The organism is Burkholderia sp. LAS2, from assembly GCF_018417615.1.
Classification (GTDB): Bacteria; Pseudomonadota; Gammaproteobacteria; order Burkholderiales; family Burkholderiaceae; genus Burkholderia; species Burkholderia sola.
The window spans coordinates 1,396,471-1,413,728 of record NZ_CP071053.1 but is presented as its reverse complement, the minus strand read 5'-3'; the positions used below and the strand labels follow the sequence as shown (position 1 = coordinate 1,413,728).

The following is a 17,258-nucleotide window of genomic DNA, read 5'->3' as shown; positions in this document are numbered from 1 at the left end:
AGACTTGTTATAGGATCAAGCCTTACGGGCAATTAGTATCAGTTAGCTGAACGCATTACTGCGCTTACACACCTGACCTATCAACGTCCTGGTCTCGAACGACCCTTCAAGGGGATCTAGTCCCCAGGGATATCTCATCTTAAGGCGAGTTTCCCGCTTAGATGCTTTCAGCGGTTATCTCTTCCGAACATAGCTACCCGGCGATGCCACTGGCGTGACAACCGGTACACCAGAGGTTCGTCCACTCCGGTCCTCTCGTACTAGGAGCAGCCCCCTTCAAATATCCAACGCCCACGGCAGATAGGGACCAAACTGTCTCACGACGTTTTAAACCCAGCTCACGTACCTCTTTAAATGGCGAACAGCCATACCCTTGGGACCGGCTACAGCCCCAGGATGAGATGAGCCGACATCGAGGTGCCAAACACCGCCGTCGATATGAACTCTTGGGCGGTATCAGCCTGTTATCCCCAGAGTACCTTTTATCCGTTGAGCGATGGCCCTTCCATACAGAACCACCGGATCACTATGACCTGCTTTCGCACCTGCTCGACTTGTCGGTCTCGCAGTTAAGCACGCTTATGCCATTGCACTATCAGCACGATTTCCGACCGTACCTAGCGTACCTTCGTACTCCTCCGTTACGCTTTGGGAGGAGACCGCCCCAGTCAAACTGCCTACCATGCACTGTCCCCGACCCGGATCACGGGCCAAGGTTAGAACCTCAAACAAACCAGGGTGGTATTTCAAGGACGGCTCCACCGAAACTAGCGTTCCGGTTTCATAGCCTCCCACCTATCCTACACAGATCGGTTCAAAGTCCAATGCAAAGCTACAGTAAAGGTTCATGGGGTCTTTCCGTCTAGCCGCGGGTAGATTGCATCATCACAAACACTTCAACTTCGCTGAGTCTCGGGAGGAGACAGTGTGGCCATCGTTACGCCATTCGTGCAGGTCGGAACTTACCCGACAAGGAATTTCGCTACCTTAGGACCGTTATAGTTACGGCCGCCGTTTACCGGGACTTCAATCAAGAGCTTGCACCCCATCATTTAATCTTCCGGCACCGGGCAGGCGTCACACCCTATACGTCCACTTTCGTGTTTGCAGAGTGCTGTGTTTTTATTAAACAGTCGCAGCCACCAGTTTATTGCAACCCCTTCACCCTCCTGGCGCAGGCCAGTCAAGCTACAAGGGCGTACCTTATCCCGAAGTTACGGTACCAATTTGCCGAGTTCCTTCTCCCGAGTTCTCTCAAGCGCCTTAGAATACTCATCTCGCCCACCTGTGTCGGTTTGCGGTACGGTCATCGTTAGACTGAAGCTTAGAGGCTTTTCTTGGAACCACTTCCAATTGCTTCGCTCCCTAAGGAGCTCGCGCCACACCCTTGAATTGCGCGCCCGGATTTGCCTAAGCGCCTTCTCCAATGCAGCGACCGGGACTTCCAACACCCGGACAACCTTCCGCGATCCGTCCCCCCATCGCATCTAACAATGGTGCAGGAATATTGACCTGCTTCCCATCAGCTACGCATTTCTGCCTCGCCTTAGGGGCCGACTCACCCTACGCCGATGAACGTTGCGTAGGAAACCTTGGGCTTACGGCGAGGGGGCCTTTCACCCCCTTTATCGCTACTCATGTCAGCATTCGCACTTCCGATACCTCCAGCACCCTTTACAAGGCACCTTCGCAGGCTTACGGAACGCTCTCCTACCATGCGAGCAAGCTCGCATCCGCAGCTTCGGTATATAGCTTAGCCCCGTTACATCTTCCGCGCAGGACGACTCGATCAGTGAGCTATTACGCTTTCTTTAAAGGGTGGCTGCTTCTAAGCCAACCTCCTGACTGTTTTAGCCTTCCCACTTCGTTTCCCACTTAGCTATATTTGGGGACCTTAGCTGGCGGTCTGGGTTGTTTCCCTCTTGACACCGGACGTTAGCACCCGATGTCTGTCTCCCGTGATTGCACTCTTCGGTATTCGGAGTTTGCTATGGCGGGGTAATCTGCAATAGACCCCCCAACCATGACAGTGCTCTACCCCCGAAGGTGAGACACGAGGCACTACCTAAATAGTTTTCGGAGAGAACCAGCTATTTCCAGGTTTGTTTAGCCTTTCACCCCTATCCACAGCTCATCCCCTAACTTTTCAACGTTAGTGGGTTCGGACCTCCAGTACGTGTTACCGCACCTTCATCCTGGCCATGGATAGATCACCTGGTTTCGGGTCTACGCCCAGCAACTGAACGCCCTATTCGGACTCGCTTTCGCTACGCCTGCCCTATACGGTTAAGCTTGCTACTGAACGTAAGTCGCTGACCCATTATACAAAAGGTACGCCGTCACCCCTTGCGAGGCTCCGACTGTTTGTATGCATGCGGTTTCAGGATCTATTTCACTCCCCTCCCGGGGTTCTTTTCGCCTTTCCCTCACGGTACTGGTTCACTATCGGTCGATCACGAGTATTTAGCCTTGGAGGATGGTCCCCCCATCTTCAGACAGGATTTCACGTGTCCCGCCCTACTTGTCGCACACCTAGTTCTTTCATACTGTTTTCGCCTACAGGGCTATCACCTGCTATGGCCGCACTTTCCAGAGCGTTCGGCTAACAATACAAATAAAGAGTGCAAGGCTCATCCCATTTCGCTCGCCACTACTTTGGGAATCTCGGTTGATTTCTTTTCCTGCGGTTACTTAGATGTTTCAGTTCACCGCGTTCGCTTCACTGGACCTATGTATTCAGTCCAGGATGACCCAAAAGGGCCGGGTTTCCCCATTCGGACATCTACGGATCAAAGCTCGTTTGCCAGCTCCCCGTAGCTTTTCGCAGGCTACCGCGTCCTTCATCGCCTGTGATCGCCAAGGCATCCACCACATGCACTTGTTCGCTTGACCCTATAACGAGTCTGTCTCTCGACAGCCGCTACAGGTTGAGTTCTCGCGTTGTGCCGTATTCCAATTGAGTCGAACATAGAGTTCGAATCATCTTGAGATACATCGATACAATCACAACCCGGATAACTTCCACGTCCATCTCGAGACGCTTCCGCTATCCAAATTACTTACTTCTTCCAGATTGTTAAAGAACGACAGCCGATACATACTACGTATCACTCTGACTGGCTCAATCGCCAATGACAAAGACTCGAACAACGCTTCGTTCGAACGCTTGTCATTGAAGATTGGTGGAGGCAGACGGGATCGAACCGACGACCCCCTGCTTGCAAAGCAGGTGCTCTCCCAGCTGAGCTATGCCCCCATTGAGTACAGATGACCTCAGGTACTACAGCCTATCGGCATGGGCTGCTCGTAAGCGCTAAAGCGCTAACGATCACCGACACGTCAGACAATGGTGGGTCTGGTTGGATTCGAACCAACGACCCCCGCCTTATCAAGACGGTGCTCTAACCGACTGAGCTACAGACCCCTGAGTCTGTCTTTGATTTACAGCCGATAAGCGTGAGCGCTCAACTTCGCGAGATAGCTCTGGAAAGGAGGTGATCCAGCCGCACCTTCCGATACGGCTACCTTGTTACGACTTCACCCCAGTCATGAATCCTACCGTGGTGACCGTCCTCCTTGCGGTTAGACTAGCCACTTCTGGTAAAACCCACTCCCATGGTGTGACGGGCGGTGTGTACAAGACCCGGGAACGTATTCACCGCGGCATGCTGATCCGCGATTACTAGCGATTCCAGCTTCATGCACTCGAGTTGCAGAGTGCAATCCGGACTACGATCGGTTTTCTGGGATTAGCTCCCCCTCGCGGGTTGGCAACCCTCTGTTCCGACCATTGTATGACGTGTGAAGCCCTACCCATAAGGGCCATGAGGACTTGACGTCATCCCCACCTTCCTCCGGTTTGTCACCGGCAGTCTCCTTAGAGTGCTCTTGCGTAGCAACTAAGGACAAGGGTTGCGCTCGTTGCGGGACTTAACCCAACATCTCACGACACGAGCTGACGACAGCCATGCAGCACCTGTGCGCCGGTTCTCTTTCGAGCACTCCCACCTCTCGGCAGGATTCCGACCATGTCAAGGGTAGGTAAGGTTTTTCGCGTTGCATCGAATTAATCCACATCATCCACCGCTTGTGCGGGTCCCCGTCAATTCCTTTGAGTTTTAATCTTGCGACCGTACTCCCCAGGCGGTCAACTTCACGCGTTAGCTACGTTACTAAGGAAATGAATCCCCAACAACTAGTTGACATCGTTTAGGGCGTGGACTACCAGGGTATCTAATCCTGTTTGCTCCCCACGCTTTCGTGCATGAGCGTCAGTATTGGCCCAGGGGGCTGCCTTCGCCATCGGTATTCCTCCACATCTCTACGCATTTCACTGCTACACGTGGAATTCTACCCCCCTCTGCCATACTCTAGCCTGCCAGTCACCAATGCAGTTCCCAGGTTGAGCCCGGGGATTTCACATCGGTCTTAGCAAACCGCCTGCGCACGCTTTACGCCCAGTAATTCCGATTAACGCTCGCACCCTACGTATTACCGCGGCTGCTGGCACGTAGTTAGCCGGTGCTTATTCTTCCGGTACCGTCATCCCCCGACTGTATTAGAGCCAAGGATTTCTTTCCGGACAAAAGTGCTTTACAACCCGAAGGCCTTCTTCACACACGCGGCATTGCTGGATCAGGCTTTCGCCCATTGTCCAAAATTCCCCACTGCTGCCTCCCGTAGGAGTCTGGGCCGTGTCTCAGTCCCAGTGTGGCTGGTCGTCCTCTCAGACCAGCTACTGATCGTCGCCTTGGTAGGCCTTTACCCCACCAACTAGCTAATCAGCCATCGGCCAACCCTATAGCGCGAGGCCCGAAGGTCCCCCGCTTTCATCCGTAGATCGTATGCGGTATTAATCCGGCTTTCGCCGGGCTATCCCCCACTACAGGACATGTTCCGATGTATTACTCACCCGTTCGCCACTCGCCACCAGGTGCAAGCACCCGTGCTGCCGTTCGACTTGCATGTGTAAGGCATGCCGCCAGCGTTCAATCTGAGCCAGGATCAAACTCTTCAGTTCAAACCTGTTACTGTTTTCGGTTCCGTAGAACCGGTCGCTCACTCAAAGCTGACAGGAATATGAATCACTTCATAAACCTGACTTACTTTAGTGTGAGACTCTTGATACTTTCGCTATCTGATCCGAGGATCAGCTCGCTTCCATCAAGCGCCCACACTTATCGGCTGTTAATTTTTAAAGAGCATTCTGCGAGGAACTTCGTGTTTCCCGGCAGCGCTGCGTTTTCAGCAGCAGAGAAGCGAGATTATGAACCGTGTTTCGCAGCTCGTCAACAACTTTTTACACTACATCGTTGCGACTGCGGGGCTCAACTTCCTGTACCGCCAAGGCTCGCTACGACCGAACCCCAACAGCACCGCTTCCCTTCCTTCCGCGCCGCGTTTCCGTTAGCGCGAAAGAGGCGTGATTCTATGCATCGCCCGGCAATCGCGCAAGGGGTTTCGCGAAAAATATAAGGCGCCGCACGCTGCCGCGTGCGGCGCCTTATATAGAAATAGAAGCAGCCGAACCGTCGTCAGGGGGCCGCGCGCACTTGGCGCGCGACGATCTCCATATAGTGAGCGAGATCCGGTGTCACCTTGCCTTCCTCCTTCGCCATGTCGTCCCAGCGACGCAGTCGCAGCGCGTCCTCCGCGAACGGGCGCTGCAGGAACGCTGCCGTCTCCTCTTCACTGAAAATGCCGCCCTGCAACGCCAGACTGCGCACCGAGTCCGGCGACAGGCTCTCGAAGTAGCCGGCGTCCGTGCGGCACAGGCAGCGCTTCGCGTCGACGTGCAGCCGAATCGGCTCCAGTACTGCGTCGGCAAACAGCGGCCGCAGGAACGGCAGCACGTAATACTGATGCAGATCGTCGATCCCGCGCACGCTCGGCGTGTCGCCCTGACGATTCAGCAGATGGCCGAGGTCGTGCAGGAACGCAGCCGCGACCAGCGCTTCGTCCGCCCCGGATTGCTCCGCCAGCAATCCACTCTGCAGTGCATGTTCGAGCTGCGTGACCGGTTCGCCGCTATAGGCCACATGGCCATGCTCGCGATACAGCCCGTGAATCTCTTCCACCGTCAACGCCATCCGTTTACTCCCAAGGCAGCGAAAACGTCTTCAGGTTCGTGAAGCTCTTCATCGCCTCCTGGACACCTTCCTTGTAACCGAGCCCCGAATCCTTGACTCCGCCGAACGGCGACAGCTCGATCCGGTAACCGGGCACTTCCCACACGTTCACCGTGCCAACGTTCAGTTCGTTCACGAACCGCACGACCGCCGCCGTGCTGTCCGTACAGACGCCCGACGACAACCCGAATGCCGTGCCGTTGCTGATCCGGATCGCATCGTCGATCGTGTCGAACGCGATGACGGGCGACACCGGCCCGAAGGTCTCCTCGCGCACGATCGTCATCGACGGATCGACGTTGTCGATTACGGTCGGCGCATACAGCGCGCCGCGCCGCACATTGCCGGTCAGCAGACGCGCGCCCCGCGCAACCGCCTCGTTCACGCGCGTCTCGAACAGTCGCGCCGCCGCCTCGTCGATCACCGTGCCCATTTCGTTCGCGGAATCGAACGGATCGCCGTATCTCCATGCGCGCGTCTTCTCGACGAGCAATTCGGTGAATGCGGGCGCGATCGAGCGCTGCACCAGCATCCGCTTGACGGCCGTGCAGCGCTGGCCCGAATTCCGGTACGAGCCGAGCACCGCCAGCGATGCCGCGCGGTCGAGATCGGCATCGGCGAGGACGATCAGCGGATCGTTGCCGCCCAGCTCCAGCACAATGCGCCGGTAACCGGCCCGCGCGGCAATCGCCTTGCCGATCGCGACGCCGCCCGTGAACGTGATCAGCGACGCATGCGGATGTGTGACGAGTTCGTCCGCGATCTCGGCCGGCGCGCCGGTCAGCACCTGCAGCATCGGCTCGGGCAGACCGGCCTCGTAGAGCAGGTCGGCCAGATAGAACGCCGACAGCGGCACCTTCTCCGACGGCTTCACGATCACGCGGTTGTTGGTCGCGATCGCCGGCGCGATCTTGTGCGCGACCTGGTTCATCGGATGATTGAACGGCGTGATCGCGACGATCACGCCGCCGAGCGGCTGGCGCTGCGAGAACACGCGCCGTATCTTGCCGTGGGGCGTCAGGTCGCACGAGAAACTCTGCGCGTCGTCGCGCAGCGCCTCGGCCGCCGCGAACTTCAGCACGTCGGCCACCCGGCCGATCTCGTAGCGCGAATCCTGTTTCGACAACCCCGACTCGAGCGTGATCAGGTCGGAGGCTTCCTCGGTGCGCTCGCGCAGCAACGCAGCCGCCCGTTCGAGAATCTGCGAACGCGCGTAGCGCGTGAGCGTCGGCTGGTAGGCCATCGCGTAATCGAACGCCGCGCGCACGTCGTCGACGCTGGCGAGCGGCGCGGTGCCGACGCGTGTGCCCGTGTACGGATCCGTGACGTCGAGCGTGCGCTCGCGCATCGCGCGCGTGCCGCACCAGCGCAACGCTTCGGCACGAAACGACGGATGATCCTGCCGCGGATGCGCCATCATGTCGCGATCCGGTTCAGCACGAAATCGAACACGTCGAAGTTGCGCGGGCGACGGGCGGGATCGTCCCGCTCGATACGGCGATTGAACAGCAGCGGCACTTCCTGCTCGGACACGCCGCCATGCGAACGCAACGGCACCGTGAGGCCCGACAGGTCGTGTTCGCGCTCGCGGGTGCCGAGCGTCATGTCGCGGCGGCCGATCACGACGAGATCGCCGATCCGGTCGGGCGGCAGTTCGAAACGTGCGGCGGCTTCCGCGTTGTCGAGCACGAGCTCGACGCCGTCGAGGCCGCCGACGCGCCACATCGCGTCGGCCCGGTCGACGCCCGGCGCCAGGTAGATCGTCGCGAACGAACCGAGCGCACCGTGATGCACGACGTACGGATCGGTAATCGGCAGGATCACGCGCGCAGCCTGCGCGCCGTACCAGCCATCGAACGCATCCTGCAGATAGATCACGTTCGGCCGGCCCGTCGCCGGATCGTGCTTCGCGTTCATCCCGTGGTCCGCCGTGAGGCCGATCGCCCAGCCGAGCGCGTCGAGCAGCGCGAGGTAGCCGTCCATCATCGCGTAGAACGCGTTCGCGCCGGCACTGCCCGGCTCGCATTTGTGCTGCACGTAGTCGGTGGTCGACAGGTACATCAGGTCGACCTGCCGCGTCTGCGCGAGCCGTACGCCGGCCGCGAACACGAATTCCGACAACGCCGCGCTGTATACGTCCGGCGACGGCAGGCCGACCCAGTCGAGCACGTCGACGATCCCGTTTTCCGCGAGATTGGCCTGCGCGGCCTTCTCGGCCGAAAAGCAGATGCCCTTCAACTGCCAGCCGAGCAGCCGGCGCAGCTTGTCCTTCGCGGTGACGACGGCCACTCGCGCACCGGCATCGGACGCCGCCGCGAGCAGCGTGCCGGCGCGCAGGTAGGCCGGGTCGTTCATCATGACTTCGGCGCCGCGCCCGCCGTCAGCAGCAGGATCCCAGAAATAGTTGCCGCAGATCCCGTGGACCGACGGCGGCACGCCGCAAACGATCGACAGGTTGTTCGGGTTGGTGAAGGTCGGCACGACGCAATCGGCACGCCACGCGGTGCCTTGCTCGATCATCCGGCCGATGAACGGCGCGACGCCCGCTTCCACCGCGCGTTCGAGATAGTCGTACTCGCAGCCATCGACACAGGCGACGACGGTCGGCTCGACCGGCAACCGGTAGCGTCGGCCGTTGACGTCGATCGAGCGTCCCGCGAGGTTCGTCGACCCGTTGCCGGCGGCTGCTTGCTCGCCGGGGCGCCGCAACGCGAACGCGGCGTTCATGATGCGGCCTGCTTGCCGCGCGGCACACGCGCGGCGATCAGCAGCAGCGCCGCGAGCGACGCGCCGAGCATCAGCAGCGACAGCGCCGACGCCGGCAGGTAATAGCCGCGCTCCACCTGGCCGATCACGACGATCGGCACGGTCGCGAAGCCGGGCGGATACACCGTCAGCGTCGCGCCAAGCTCGCCGAGCGACAGCGCGAAGCCGAGCGCGAGGCTCGCGCGCAACGCCGGCACGAGCTGCGGCAGCAGCACGCGGCGCAGCACCATCGCGGGTGGCGCACCGAGGCTCGCGGCGGCTTCGCGCAGCACGGTCAATTCGGGGCGCAGCGCGGCGGCCGCGCAGCGATAGCAGAATGGCAGAATCAGCGCGAGCTGCACCAGCACGACGATCGCCGCCGAGCTCGACAGGTCGAGCGGCTTCTGGTGATACGCGATCAGCACCGCGAGCCCGAGCACGACGCTCGGCACGCCGTTCGGCACCATCACGAGCGCGTCGACGAGCGCGCCGAGGCCGCGCCGGTCGCGCCCTTCGAGCGCGAGCGCCAGCCACAGCCCGAGGATCGTGCCGAGAACCGACACGCCGAAGCCGATTTCGAGGCTCGTCAGCAGCGCGTCGTATTCCGGCGACCCGAGCCGCTCGAACCAGCGCAGGCTGTAGCCGGCCGGCAAAATCGTGCCCGACCACTGCGTCGACACGCTCGACAGCGCGACGACGATCACCGGCAGCACGAACAGCCAGAAGCACGCGAACGCGGCCAGCGCGAGCGCGGTGCGCGACGCATGCTTGAGCAGCGTGTCGGTCCAGCCGATCGGGTGACGGGGCACGGCGTGCCCGATACGGAATTCAGCGGACATCGTTCCCTCCCGTCGCGCGCCGGTTCACCCGGCGATAAACCGCATACAGCGCCAGCGACAGCGACAACATCACGACCGCGCCGGCCGACGCGGTCGGCAGGTCGAGATCGACGGTCGCGCTGCTGTAAATCGCGACCGGCAGCGTGACGAGCCGCGCACTGCCGAGCACGAGCAGGATGCCAAACTCGTTCAGCGTCAGCAGGAAGCACAGCACGGTGCCGGCGGCGATGCCCGGCCATGCGATCGGCAGCACGACGCGGCGAGCGAGCATCCAGCCGGGCGCGCCGAGGCTGCGCGCGGCTTCGATCAGCCGCAGGTCGAGCGTCGCGAACGACGCGAGCGTCGGCCGCACGACGAACGGCGTGTAGAACACGGTCTGCGCGAGGATCACGCCGCCGATGCCGAACAGGAAGTCGAGCGGCGGATTCTCGAGATGGAACAGGTGCTGCAGCGCGATGCTGATCGAGCCTTGCGAGCCGTACAGGAAGATCAGCGTGAACGCGACGAGGAACGACGGAAACGCGACGTACAGTTCCAGGAAGCGCGTGACGAGCGACGCGCCCGGGAACGGCCTGAAGAACAGCAGTGCGGCCAGCAGCACGCCGAGCACCGACGCGGTGCCGGCGCTCGCGAACAGCACGCCGAGCGTCGTCAGCAGCACGTTGCGCGTGTCGGGATTGCCGAAGAAGGTCCGGTACGCGGCGAAACTCAGCCCGTGATCGCCCGACACGCTCAGCAGCACGAGCCGCACCAGCGGATAGACGACGAGCGGGCCGAGCACGACGATCGCGAGCGCGGCCAGGTGCAGGTCGCCCATTCGCCTGCGGCGCCGCGCGGCGGCGGCGTGTGCCGCAGCCGACGCGAGCACGTGCGGCGGCAGGCCGGCTTCAGGGCTCGATAAGGACGACATCGTCTGCCTCGCAATGCAGGGACACGCGCGCACCGCGCTCGGGCGCCGCGCCGCGGCCGCGTTGCATCGTCACGCGCACGGGCTCGTCGGGCGCCGCGTCGATCACGACCGCGATCGAGAAGTCCGCGCCCTGCCATTCGACCGACGACACCGTGCCGTGCAGGCCGCCGGCCGCGGGCGGCATCACGGTCAGGCGCTCGGGGCGCACGCACGCGACCTTGCCGCGTATCTCGTGACGCGGATCGCCGAGCGGGAAGATCACGTGCGGCGGCAGCAGGTTCGCCGGGCCGAGATAGCGCGCGACGTAGCCGTCGCGCGGTGCGTCGTACAGCTGCTGCGGCGTGCCGAGCTGCGCGATGCGGCCGTCGCGCATCAGCAGCGCGCGGTCGGACAGCACGAGCGCGTCGTCGCGGTCGTGCGTCACGCAGACGACGGTCAGGTTCGGGAGGCGCTCGTGCAGCGCCTTCAGTTCGCTGCGCACCGACGCGCGCAGGTTCGCGTCGAGCGCCGACAGCGGCTCGTCGAGCAGCAGCACGTCGGGCTCGATCACGAGCGCGCGCGCCAGCGCGACGCGCTGCTGCATCCCGCCGGACAACTGCGCGGGCAGATGGTGGCCCGCATCGCCGAGTTGCACGAGCTTCAGCGCATCGGCGACGCGGCGCGTCACTTCCGACGACGCCATCCCGCGTGCGCGCAGCCCGAATGCGACGTTCTCGAACACCGACAGGTGCGGGAACAACGCGTAATTCTGGAACAGCAGACCGAGGTTGCGCTTGTGCGGCGGCGCATAGGTCAGGTCGCGGCCGGCCACGGTCAGCGTGCCGGTCAGGCCGTCGGCCTTCACGAATCCGGCGATGAAGCGCAGCAGCGTGGTCTTGCCGCAGCCGCTCTTGCCGAGTACGGTCAGAAATTCGCCGGCGCCGATCGACAGCGACAGATCTTCGAGCACCGTGCGTGCGCCGTAGCGCACGCTCAGGTGTTGGATCTGCACGCCGCCCGGCACGCCGGACCGCAGCGTCGCGTGCGGTTCGGCGGCGCCGAATGCGCCGGGATGGGTCAGGGCGGTATCCACCGGGTTCATCCTCTTGCTCGCTGATACAGGCGGCGTGCGCCGGTCACTTCGGCTTGACGACGTCGAGCTGCTTGCCCGAGCTGCCGATCACGTCCTTCTTCCAGCGCTCGATCCATTCCGGCTTCTTCGCCATCACGTGAGTCCAGTCGACCGGGATCAGATTCACGCCCGCGATCGCCTTCTTGACCGCTTCGCCGTTCTTGCCGGCCAGCGGCACGTCGGTGCGGCCCGGGATGCCGTACATGTCCGGTACCTTCGACTGCACGTCCGTCGACATCAGGTAGTCGATCAGCTTCCTGCCGGCGTCCTGGTTCGGGCCGCTCTTGATCAGGCCGATGCCGTACGGCAGCTGGAACGTGGTCGGCCGGTCGCCGTCCTTCGCGGCCAGGAAGATCGGCTTGACGGACAGCGCGCCGTGTTCGGCGTCGTCGAGATCCATCTGCAGATCGCCGTTCGCGACGCTGATCTCGTTGCGCGACAGCAGCACGTTCAGGTAGCCCGTGCCCTTCGTGTGGAACTTCACGCTCTGCGACAGCTTCGCGAGGTAGTCGAATGCCTTGTCCTCGCCCATCAGCGACGTCGTCAGGATCAGCACGGCCATCCCGTCACCGGCCGTGGCCGGGTTCGAGTACGCGACCTTGCCGGCGTAGGCCGGCGCGAGCAGGTCGGCGAACGTCTTCGGCTGGTTCTTCACGACGTCCGGATTGATCGCGAACGAGAAGTAGTTGTTGACGAAGGTCGCCCACGTGCCGTCCTCGGCCTTCGCGATGGCCGGCACGTTCTTGTAGTTCACGCTCTGGTACGGCTGCAGCAGGCCCATCTGGCCGGCTTGCTGGATGAACGGCGGCAGCGTGACGATCACGTCGGCCTTCGGGGAATTCTTCTCGATGTTCGCGCGGTTCACCACCTCGCCGCTGCCCGCCGTCACGATGTTGACCTTCACGCCTTCCTTCTTCTCGAAAGCCGGCAGCACATCGCGATAGAGGTTCTCGAGGCCGTCCGCCGTGTACAGCACGACCGCATTCGCCGCCTGCGCCGGCATCGCGGCGCCTTGCAGCAGACCGGCGGCGCAGGCGGCCAGCGCGAGCTTGCGGAATGCGCCGGCGGCGGCGCGCGAGGGTTTCTGCAGTGTCATCTCACTTCTCCGTAGGCGGAACACCAAACGGCCGGGGCACGATCCGGCTCTCCTGTTGTCTTCGGGCAGGCCGCTGAACGGCCGCCGCGCTACCGCGCTCGGGCTGGGTGTCGCGCGGCAACCGAAGGATCACAGCGTTCGATGACAAAGCCGTGACGAATGCCACAATTTCCAAAAAATGACACATTTTGCCACTATCATGCAAGTCATCGAGAAATGCCGCCCGGCGTTCCGTTCGCCCTTTGCTGGAGACAAAAGCCATGCCCGACCCGATTCTGCTTACGCCCGGCCCGCTCACCACGTCCGCCACAACACGCCACGCAATGCAACATGACTGGGGGTCGTGGGACGCCGCTTTCAATCAACTGACGGCCAGCGTCTGCGCGGATCTCGTCGCCATCGCGCAGGGCGGCGACGCGTACGTGTGCGTGCCGATGCAGGGCAGCGGCACGTTCTCGGTCGAAGCCGCGCTCGGCACGCTGGTGCCGCGCGACGGCGTCGTGCTGGTGCCCGACAACGGCGCGTATTGCGCGCGCATCCTGAAGATCCTCGGCCGGCTCGGCATCGAAGCGATCGCGTTGCCGTTCGGCGAGGACGCGGCCGTCGACACGGCGGCCGTCGAGGCCGCGTTCGCGCGCGAGCCGCGCATCACGCACGTCGCGCTCGTGCACCTGGAAACGAGCGCCGGGATCCTGAATCCGCTCGATGCGATCGCGGCCGCATGCCGGCGGCACGGCAAGCGGCTGATCGTCGATGCGATGAGTTCGTTCGGCGCGCTGCCGATCGCGCTGGCGGGCAGCGACATCGACGCGCTGATCTCGGCCAGCGGCAAATGCCTGGAAGGCGTGCCGGGGATGGGATTCGCGATCGTGCGGCGCGACGCGCTCGACGCGAGCGAAGGCAACGCGCGGTCGCTCGCGCTCGATCTCCACGATCAGTACGCGTATCTGCGCAAGACGGGGCAATGGCGCTTCACGCCGCCGACGCACGTGATTGCCGCGCTACGTGCCGCGCTCGACCAGTACCTCGCCGAAGGCGGCCAGCCGGCGCGCGGTGCGCGCTATGCGGAGAACTGCCGGACGCTCGTCGAATCGATGCGCGCGCTCGGCTTCGTGCCGTTCCTCGACGCGAGCGTGCAGGCGCCGGTGATCGTCACGTTTCACGCGCCCGACCATCCGGCCTACGATTTCCGCCGCTTCTACGACGCGGTGAGGGATGCGGGCTTCATCCTGTATCCGGGCAAGCTCACGCGGCTCGAGACGTTCCGCGTCGGCTGCATCGGCGCGATCGATGCGGGCGATATCCGGCGTGCGGTCGCGGCGATCGCCGCTGCGGTCGAATCGCTCGCCATCGCGATGCAGCACGCATGAAGTGACGTACATGCCGGCCCGCCCGCCGGCGCCCGCAAACAAAAAAGCCCGGCGGCCGATTGGCCGCCGGGCGAACGCACCGTGTGTGCGGGGAACGGGTGCTTACAGCTCGATCCGCTTGATGTCGCCGACGACGAAGATGTACGACAGCGCACCAACCAGCGCGATCACGCCGATGAACACGAGCGCGCCGACGAACGAGCCGGTCGATGCGACGATGAAGCCGACGACGAGCGGCGTGATGATGCCCGCGAGGTTCGCCGCGAAGTTGAAGATGCCGCCCGTCACGCCGAGCAGGCCGTCCGGTGCGATATCCGACACGAGCGTCCAGCCGAGCGCGGCCATGCCCTGCGCGAAGAATGCGACCGACATGATCGCGATCACCGCTTCGTTGCTCTGCACGTAGTTCGCGAGAATGATCGTCGACGCGAGCAGCAGGCCCGCGATGATCGGCAGCTTGCGTGCGAGGTTCGCAGACTTGCCGCGGCGCAGCAGCCAGTCGGAGAAGATCCCGCCGAACATCACGCCGACCGACGCGGCGATGAACGGCATCACCGCGAAGAAGCCGATCTTCAGCCAGCCCATGTGGCGCTCGGTTGCCAGATAGGTCGGGAACCAGGTCAGGAAGAACACGAGCGTCGAGTTGCCGGCGAACTGGCCGAGGCAGATGCCCGCGAGCTGGCGCTTCTTCACCAGTTGGCCGACCATCGACCAGCTGAACTTCGGCTGCTCGGCCTTGCCGCTCTTGGCGTCGGTCTTGCGCACGCCGTGCACGAGGCCGCCGCCCGCTTCGATGTACGCGAGTTCCTCCGAGTTCGCGCCCGGATGGTTGCGCGGCTCGTGATAGAACTTCCACCAGACGAGGCCGAACGCGATGCCGACCGCGCCCACGACCCAGAACAGCGAGCGCCAGCCGAACGCGCCCATCAGCGCGAACAGCACGGGGCTGAAGAACGCGAGGCCGATGTATTCGCCGACGGTATAGGTGCCGGTCGCCATCGCGCGTTCGTTCTGCGGGAACCACGTCGCGACGACGCGGCTGTTGGTCGGGAAGCATGGCGCTTCCGTCACGCCGAGGCCCAGCCGGCACGCGAGCAACGTCGCGACGCCCGGCACGAAACCTTGCAGGAACGTGCACAGCGACCACAGCGTCATCGACCAGTAATAGGTGACCTTGCTGCCGAAGCGGTCGAGGAACAGGCCGCCGGGCACCTGCATCGCCACGTACGTCCACGAAAACGCGGAGAACATGATGCCCATCACGGCCGCGTTGATGCCGAGCTCCTTGGTAAGCTGCGGCGCAGCCACGCCCAGCACGGTGCGGTCGAGATAATTGATCATCGTGCCGATCGCGAGCAGCGCGAGGATCTTGTAGCGCGCCGACGTGCGCCGGACCGTGCCGGCCGCCTGCGCCGGCGCGGCGCTCGTGTGGGTAGTGTGCTGCATGGTCGTCTCCTGGTCTCTTTCTGTGTCTGTAAGGGGGTCAGCGCGCGACGAGCGACTGAAAGTGATCGAACATCCGCTCGGCGTCGGGCGTGCGCCCGGTGAAGAGCTCGAACGCGTCGACGGCCTGGTACACGGCCATCCCGCCGCCCGGCAGCGTCGCGCAGCCGGCCGCGCGCGCGGCGTGGATCAGTTCGGTTTCGAGCGGGAAATACACGATGTCGGCCACCCACATGCCCGCATGCAGCAGCTCGGCCGGCAGCGGCAGGCCCGGATGCTTGGCCATGCCGGTCGGCGTGCAGTGGATCAGGCCGGTCGCCGCGCGCATCGCGGCGGCGAGATCGCTGCCCGGCGTGACGCGGGCGGCGGGGAAGCGCTGCTGCAATTCGCCCGCCAGCGCGGTGGCGCGCGTGCCGTCGACGTCGAAAATCGTCAGTTCGGCCGCGCCCATCTGCAGCGCCGCGTGCGCGACGGCCGCGCCCGCGCCGCCCGCGCCGAGTTGGACGACGCGTTCGAGCGACGCGCCGGGCAGCCCACGGCTAAACGATTTCGCGAAGCCCGACCAGTCGGTGTTGTGGCCGATCCGCTTGCCGTCCTTGAACAGCACGGTATTCACCGCGCCGAGCGCACGCGCGTCGTCCGACAGCGCGTCGAGGTGCTCGATCACGCGCTGCTTGCACGGGTGCGTGATGTTCAGCCCGTTGTAGCCCATCCGCTGCGCGGCATCGAGCAGTTGCGGCAGCGCGTCGGCGGTCACGCCGAGCACGTCGAGATCGAGGCGCCGGTACACGTAGCCGAAGCCCTGGCGGAACCCCTCTTCCTCGTGCATCGCGGGCGACAGCGAACCGCCGATGCCCTGGCCGATCAGGCCGATCAGGAACGACGGGCGGCTCATCGTGCGGCTCCCTTCGCGAACACCGTCGCCAGGCGCTGCAGCGCGAACACGTAGCCTTCGGTACCGCAGCCGCAGATCACGGCTTCGGCGAGCGCCGACACATACGAATGGTGACGGAACGCCTCGCGGCGATGGACGTTCGAGATATGCACTTCGATCACCGGCTTCGCGATCGCGGAAAGCGCGTCGGCCAGCGCCACCGACGTATGCGTATACGCGGCCGGGTTGATCACGATGCCGTGCGTGTCGTGACGCGCGGCGTGCAGCCAGTCGATCAGCTGATGCTCGGCATTCGACTGGCGAAAGTCGATTTCCAGCCCGAGCCCTTCCCCCGCCGTGCGGCAGCGCTGCTCGAGATCGGCGAGCGTTTCCGCGCCGTAGATATGGGGCTCGCGCGTGCCCAACAGATTCAGGTTCGGGCCGTTCAGCACCAGTACCTTGTGCTTGCTCATCGTGTTTCTGCTCCTGAAACAGGGGCGGACCACGATCGGCGCCGCCCCGAAGACATCGGAATTTGGCGCTAGTGTGCGCCCGTGCAAGCGGGCTGTCTTTCCGGGTTTTCGCTAATTTGTACCATCTAGTTAGTTTGTACAATACGGATGACTAGCCCAGTAAATTCGGGATATGGCGCCCGCGCCGAACTCAACGACTGGTTCATTCAGGGTCGGTTCGGCACGGTCGGTTAGACACGGTCGGTTAGACCGGCGTCATGCCCCGCTCA

General features: G+C 63.1%; 11 protein-coding genes, 2 tRNA genes and 2 rRNA genes. 1 reads left to right on the top strand and 14 read right to left on the bottom strand.

Features of this window, described 5'->3' with window-relative positions; translation table 11 throughout:
* Positions 1-11: 11 nt before the first annotated feature.
* From JYG37_RS26790 to phnS, 11 genes are all read right to left on the bottom strand, one after another.
* A 23S ribosomal RNA gene (locus JYG37_RS26790) occupies positions 12-2,892 on the bottom strand.
* Positions 2,893-3,180: 288 nt separating this feature from the next.
* Positions 3,181-3,256, bottom strand: a tRNA-Ala gene (locus JYG37_RS26785).
* A gap of 91 nt (positions 3,257-3,347) precedes the next feature.
* Positions 3,348-3,424, bottom strand: a tRNA-Ile gene (locus JYG37_RS26780).
* A gap of 63 nt (positions 3,425-3,487) precedes the next feature.
* A 16S ribosomal RNA gene (locus tag JYG37_RS26775) occupies positions 3,488-5,020 on the bottom strand.
* Together the 16S and 23S rRNA genes with 2 tRNA genes alongside form the textbook arrangement of a ribosomal RNA operon.
* A 514-nt stretch (positions 5,021-5,534) precedes the next feature.
* Positions 5,535-6,089: a phosphonate degradation HD-domain oxygenase gene (locus JYG37_RS26770; protein WP_089489797.1), complete on the bottom strand. Its 555-nt coding sequence runs from the start codon at positions 6,087-6,089 to the stop codon at positions 5,535-5,537.
* Positions 6,090-6,093: 4 nt separating this feature from the next.
* Positions 6,094-7,548 carry a phosphonoacetaldehyde dehydrogenase gene (gene phnY, locus JYG37_RS26765; RefSeq protein ID WP_213346189.1) on the bottom strand — a complete coding sequence of 485 codons (1,455 nt, stop codon included), beginning with the start codon at positions 7,546-7,548 and terminating at the stop codon, positions 6,094-6,096.
* Positions 7,545-8,855 carry a phosphonoacetate hydrolase gene (phnA, locus tag JYG37_RS26760; RefSeq protein WP_213346188.1) on the bottom strand — a complete coding sequence of 437 codons (1,311 nt, stop codon included), beginning with the start codon at positions 8,853-8,855 and terminating at the stop codon, positions 7,545-7,547. The genes phnY and phnA overlap by 4 nt, the downstream gene beginning before the upstream one ends.
* On the bottom strand, positions 8,852-9,712 hold the full coding sequence (gene phnV / locus JYG37_RS26755; RefSeq protein WP_050017294.1) for a 2-aminoethylphosphonate ABC transport system, membrane component PhnV: 861 nt from the start codon (positions 9,710-9,712) through the stop codon (positions 8,852-8,854). The genes phnA and phnV overlap by 4 nt, the downstream gene beginning before the upstream one ends.
* Positions 9,702-10,622: a 2-aminoethylphosphonate ABC transporter permease subunit gene (phnU, locus tag JYG37_RS26750; protein ID WP_027806028.1), complete on the bottom strand. Its 921-nt coding sequence runs from the start codon at positions 10,620-10,622 to the stop codon at positions 9,702-9,704. The genes phnV and phnU overlap by 11 nt, the downstream gene beginning before the upstream one ends.
* Positions 10,600-11,703 (bottom strand): 2-aminoethylphosphonate ABC transport system ATP-binding subunit PhnT, encoded by a 1,104-nt coding sequence (gene phnT / locus JYG37_RS26745; protein ID WP_050017295.1) that lies wholly within the window; start codon positions 11,701-11,703, stop codon positions 10,600-10,602. Before phnT ends, phnU begins: the two co-directional genes overlap by 23 nt.
* 34 nt (positions 11,704-11,737) lie before the next feature.
* Positions 11,738-12,829, bottom strand: coding sequence for a 2-aminoethylphosphonate ABC transporter substrate-binding protein (gene phnS / locus JYG37_RS26740; RefSeq protein WP_050017296.1), 1,092 nt, complete (start codon positions 12,827-12,829; stop codon positions 11,738-11,740).
* 260 nt (positions 12,830-13,089) lie between these two features.
* Here phnS and JYG37_RS26735 point away from each other — a divergent pair, with 260 nt between their 5' ends.
* Positions 13,090-14,199: a 2-aminoethylphosphonate--pyruvate transaminase gene (locus JYG37_RS26735; RefSeq protein ID WP_050017297.1), complete on the top strand. Its 1,110-nt coding sequence runs from the start codon at positions 13,090-13,092 to the stop codon at positions 14,197-14,199.
* Between the two features lie 102 nt (positions 14,200-14,301).
* Here the strand turns inward: JYG37_RS26735 and JYG37_RS26730 are convergent, their stop codons facing one another.
* Genes JYG37_RS26730 through aroQ form a run of 3 tightly spaced genes read right to left on the bottom strand, consistent with a single transcriptional unit; the run spans position 14,302 to position 16,989 of the window.
* Positions 14,302-15,645, bottom strand: coding sequence for an MFS transporter (locus tag JYG37_RS26730; RefSeq protein WP_050017298.1), 1,344 nt, complete (start codon positions 15,643-15,645; stop codon positions 14,302-14,304).
* Positions 15,646-15,682: 37 nt separating this feature from the next.
* Positions 15,683-16,537, bottom strand: coding sequence for a shikimate dehydrogenase (locus JYG37_RS26725; protein ID WP_050017299.1), 855 nt, complete (start codon positions 16,535-16,537; stop codon positions 15,683-15,685).
* Positions 16,534-16,989: a type II 3-dehydroquinate dehydratase gene (gene aroQ, locus JYG37_RS26720; RefSeq protein WP_050017300.1), complete on the bottom strand. Its 456-nt coding sequence runs from the start codon at positions 16,987-16,989 to the stop codon at positions 16,534-16,536. Before aroQ ends, JYG37_RS26725 begins: the two co-directional genes overlap by 4 nt.
* Positions 16,990-17,258: the final 269 nt, after the last annotated feature.

What these genes read in the sequence shown, in the direction of transcription:
- JYG37_RS26770 (WP_089489797.1), bottom strand. Translation starts at nt 6,089, where the DNA reads ATGGCGTTGACGGTGGAAGAGATTCACGGGCTGTATCGCGAGCATGGC.
- phnY (WP_213346189.1), bottom strand. Translation starts at nt 7,548, where the DNA reads ATGATGGCGCATCCGCGGCAGGATCATCCGTCGTTTCGTGCCGAAGCG.
- phnA (WP_213346188.1), bottom strand. Translation starts at nt 8,855, where the DNA reads ATGAACGCCGCGTTCGCGTTGCGGCGCCCCGGCGAGCAAGCAGCCGCC.
- phnV (WP_050017294.1), bottom strand. Translation starts at nt 9,712, where the DNA reads ATGTCCGCTGAATTCCGTATCGGGCACGCCGTGCCCCGTCACCCGATC.
- phnU (WP_027806028.1), bottom strand. Translation starts at nt 10,622, where the DNA reads ATGTCGTCCTTATCGAGCCCTGAAGCCGGCCTGCCGCCGCACGTGCTC.
- phnT (WP_050017295.1), bottom strand. Translation starts at nt 11,703, where the DNA reads ATGAACCCGGTGGATACCGCCCTGACCCATCCCGGCGCATTCGGCGCC.
- phnS (WP_050017296.1), bottom strand. Translation starts at nt 12,829, where the DNA reads ATGACACTGCAGAAACCCTCGCGCGCCGCCGCCGGCGCATTCCGCAAG.
- JYG37_RS26735 (WP_050017297.1), top strand. Translation starts at nt 13,090, where the DNA reads ATGCCCGACCCGATTCTGCTTACGCCCGGCCCGCTCACCACGTCCGCC.
- JYG37_RS26730 (WP_050017298.1), bottom strand. Translation starts at nt 15,645, where the DNA reads ATGCAGCACACTACCCACACGAGCGCCGCGCCGGCGCAGGCGGCCGGC.
- JYG37_RS26725 (WP_050017299.1), bottom strand. Translation starts at nt 16,537, where the DNA reads ATGAGCCGCCCGTCGTTCCTGATCGGCCTGATCGGCCAGGGCATCGGC.
- aroQ (WP_050017300.1), bottom strand. Translation starts at nt 16,989, where the DNA reads ATGAGCAAGCACAAGGTACTGGTGCTGAACGGCCCGAACCTGAATCTG.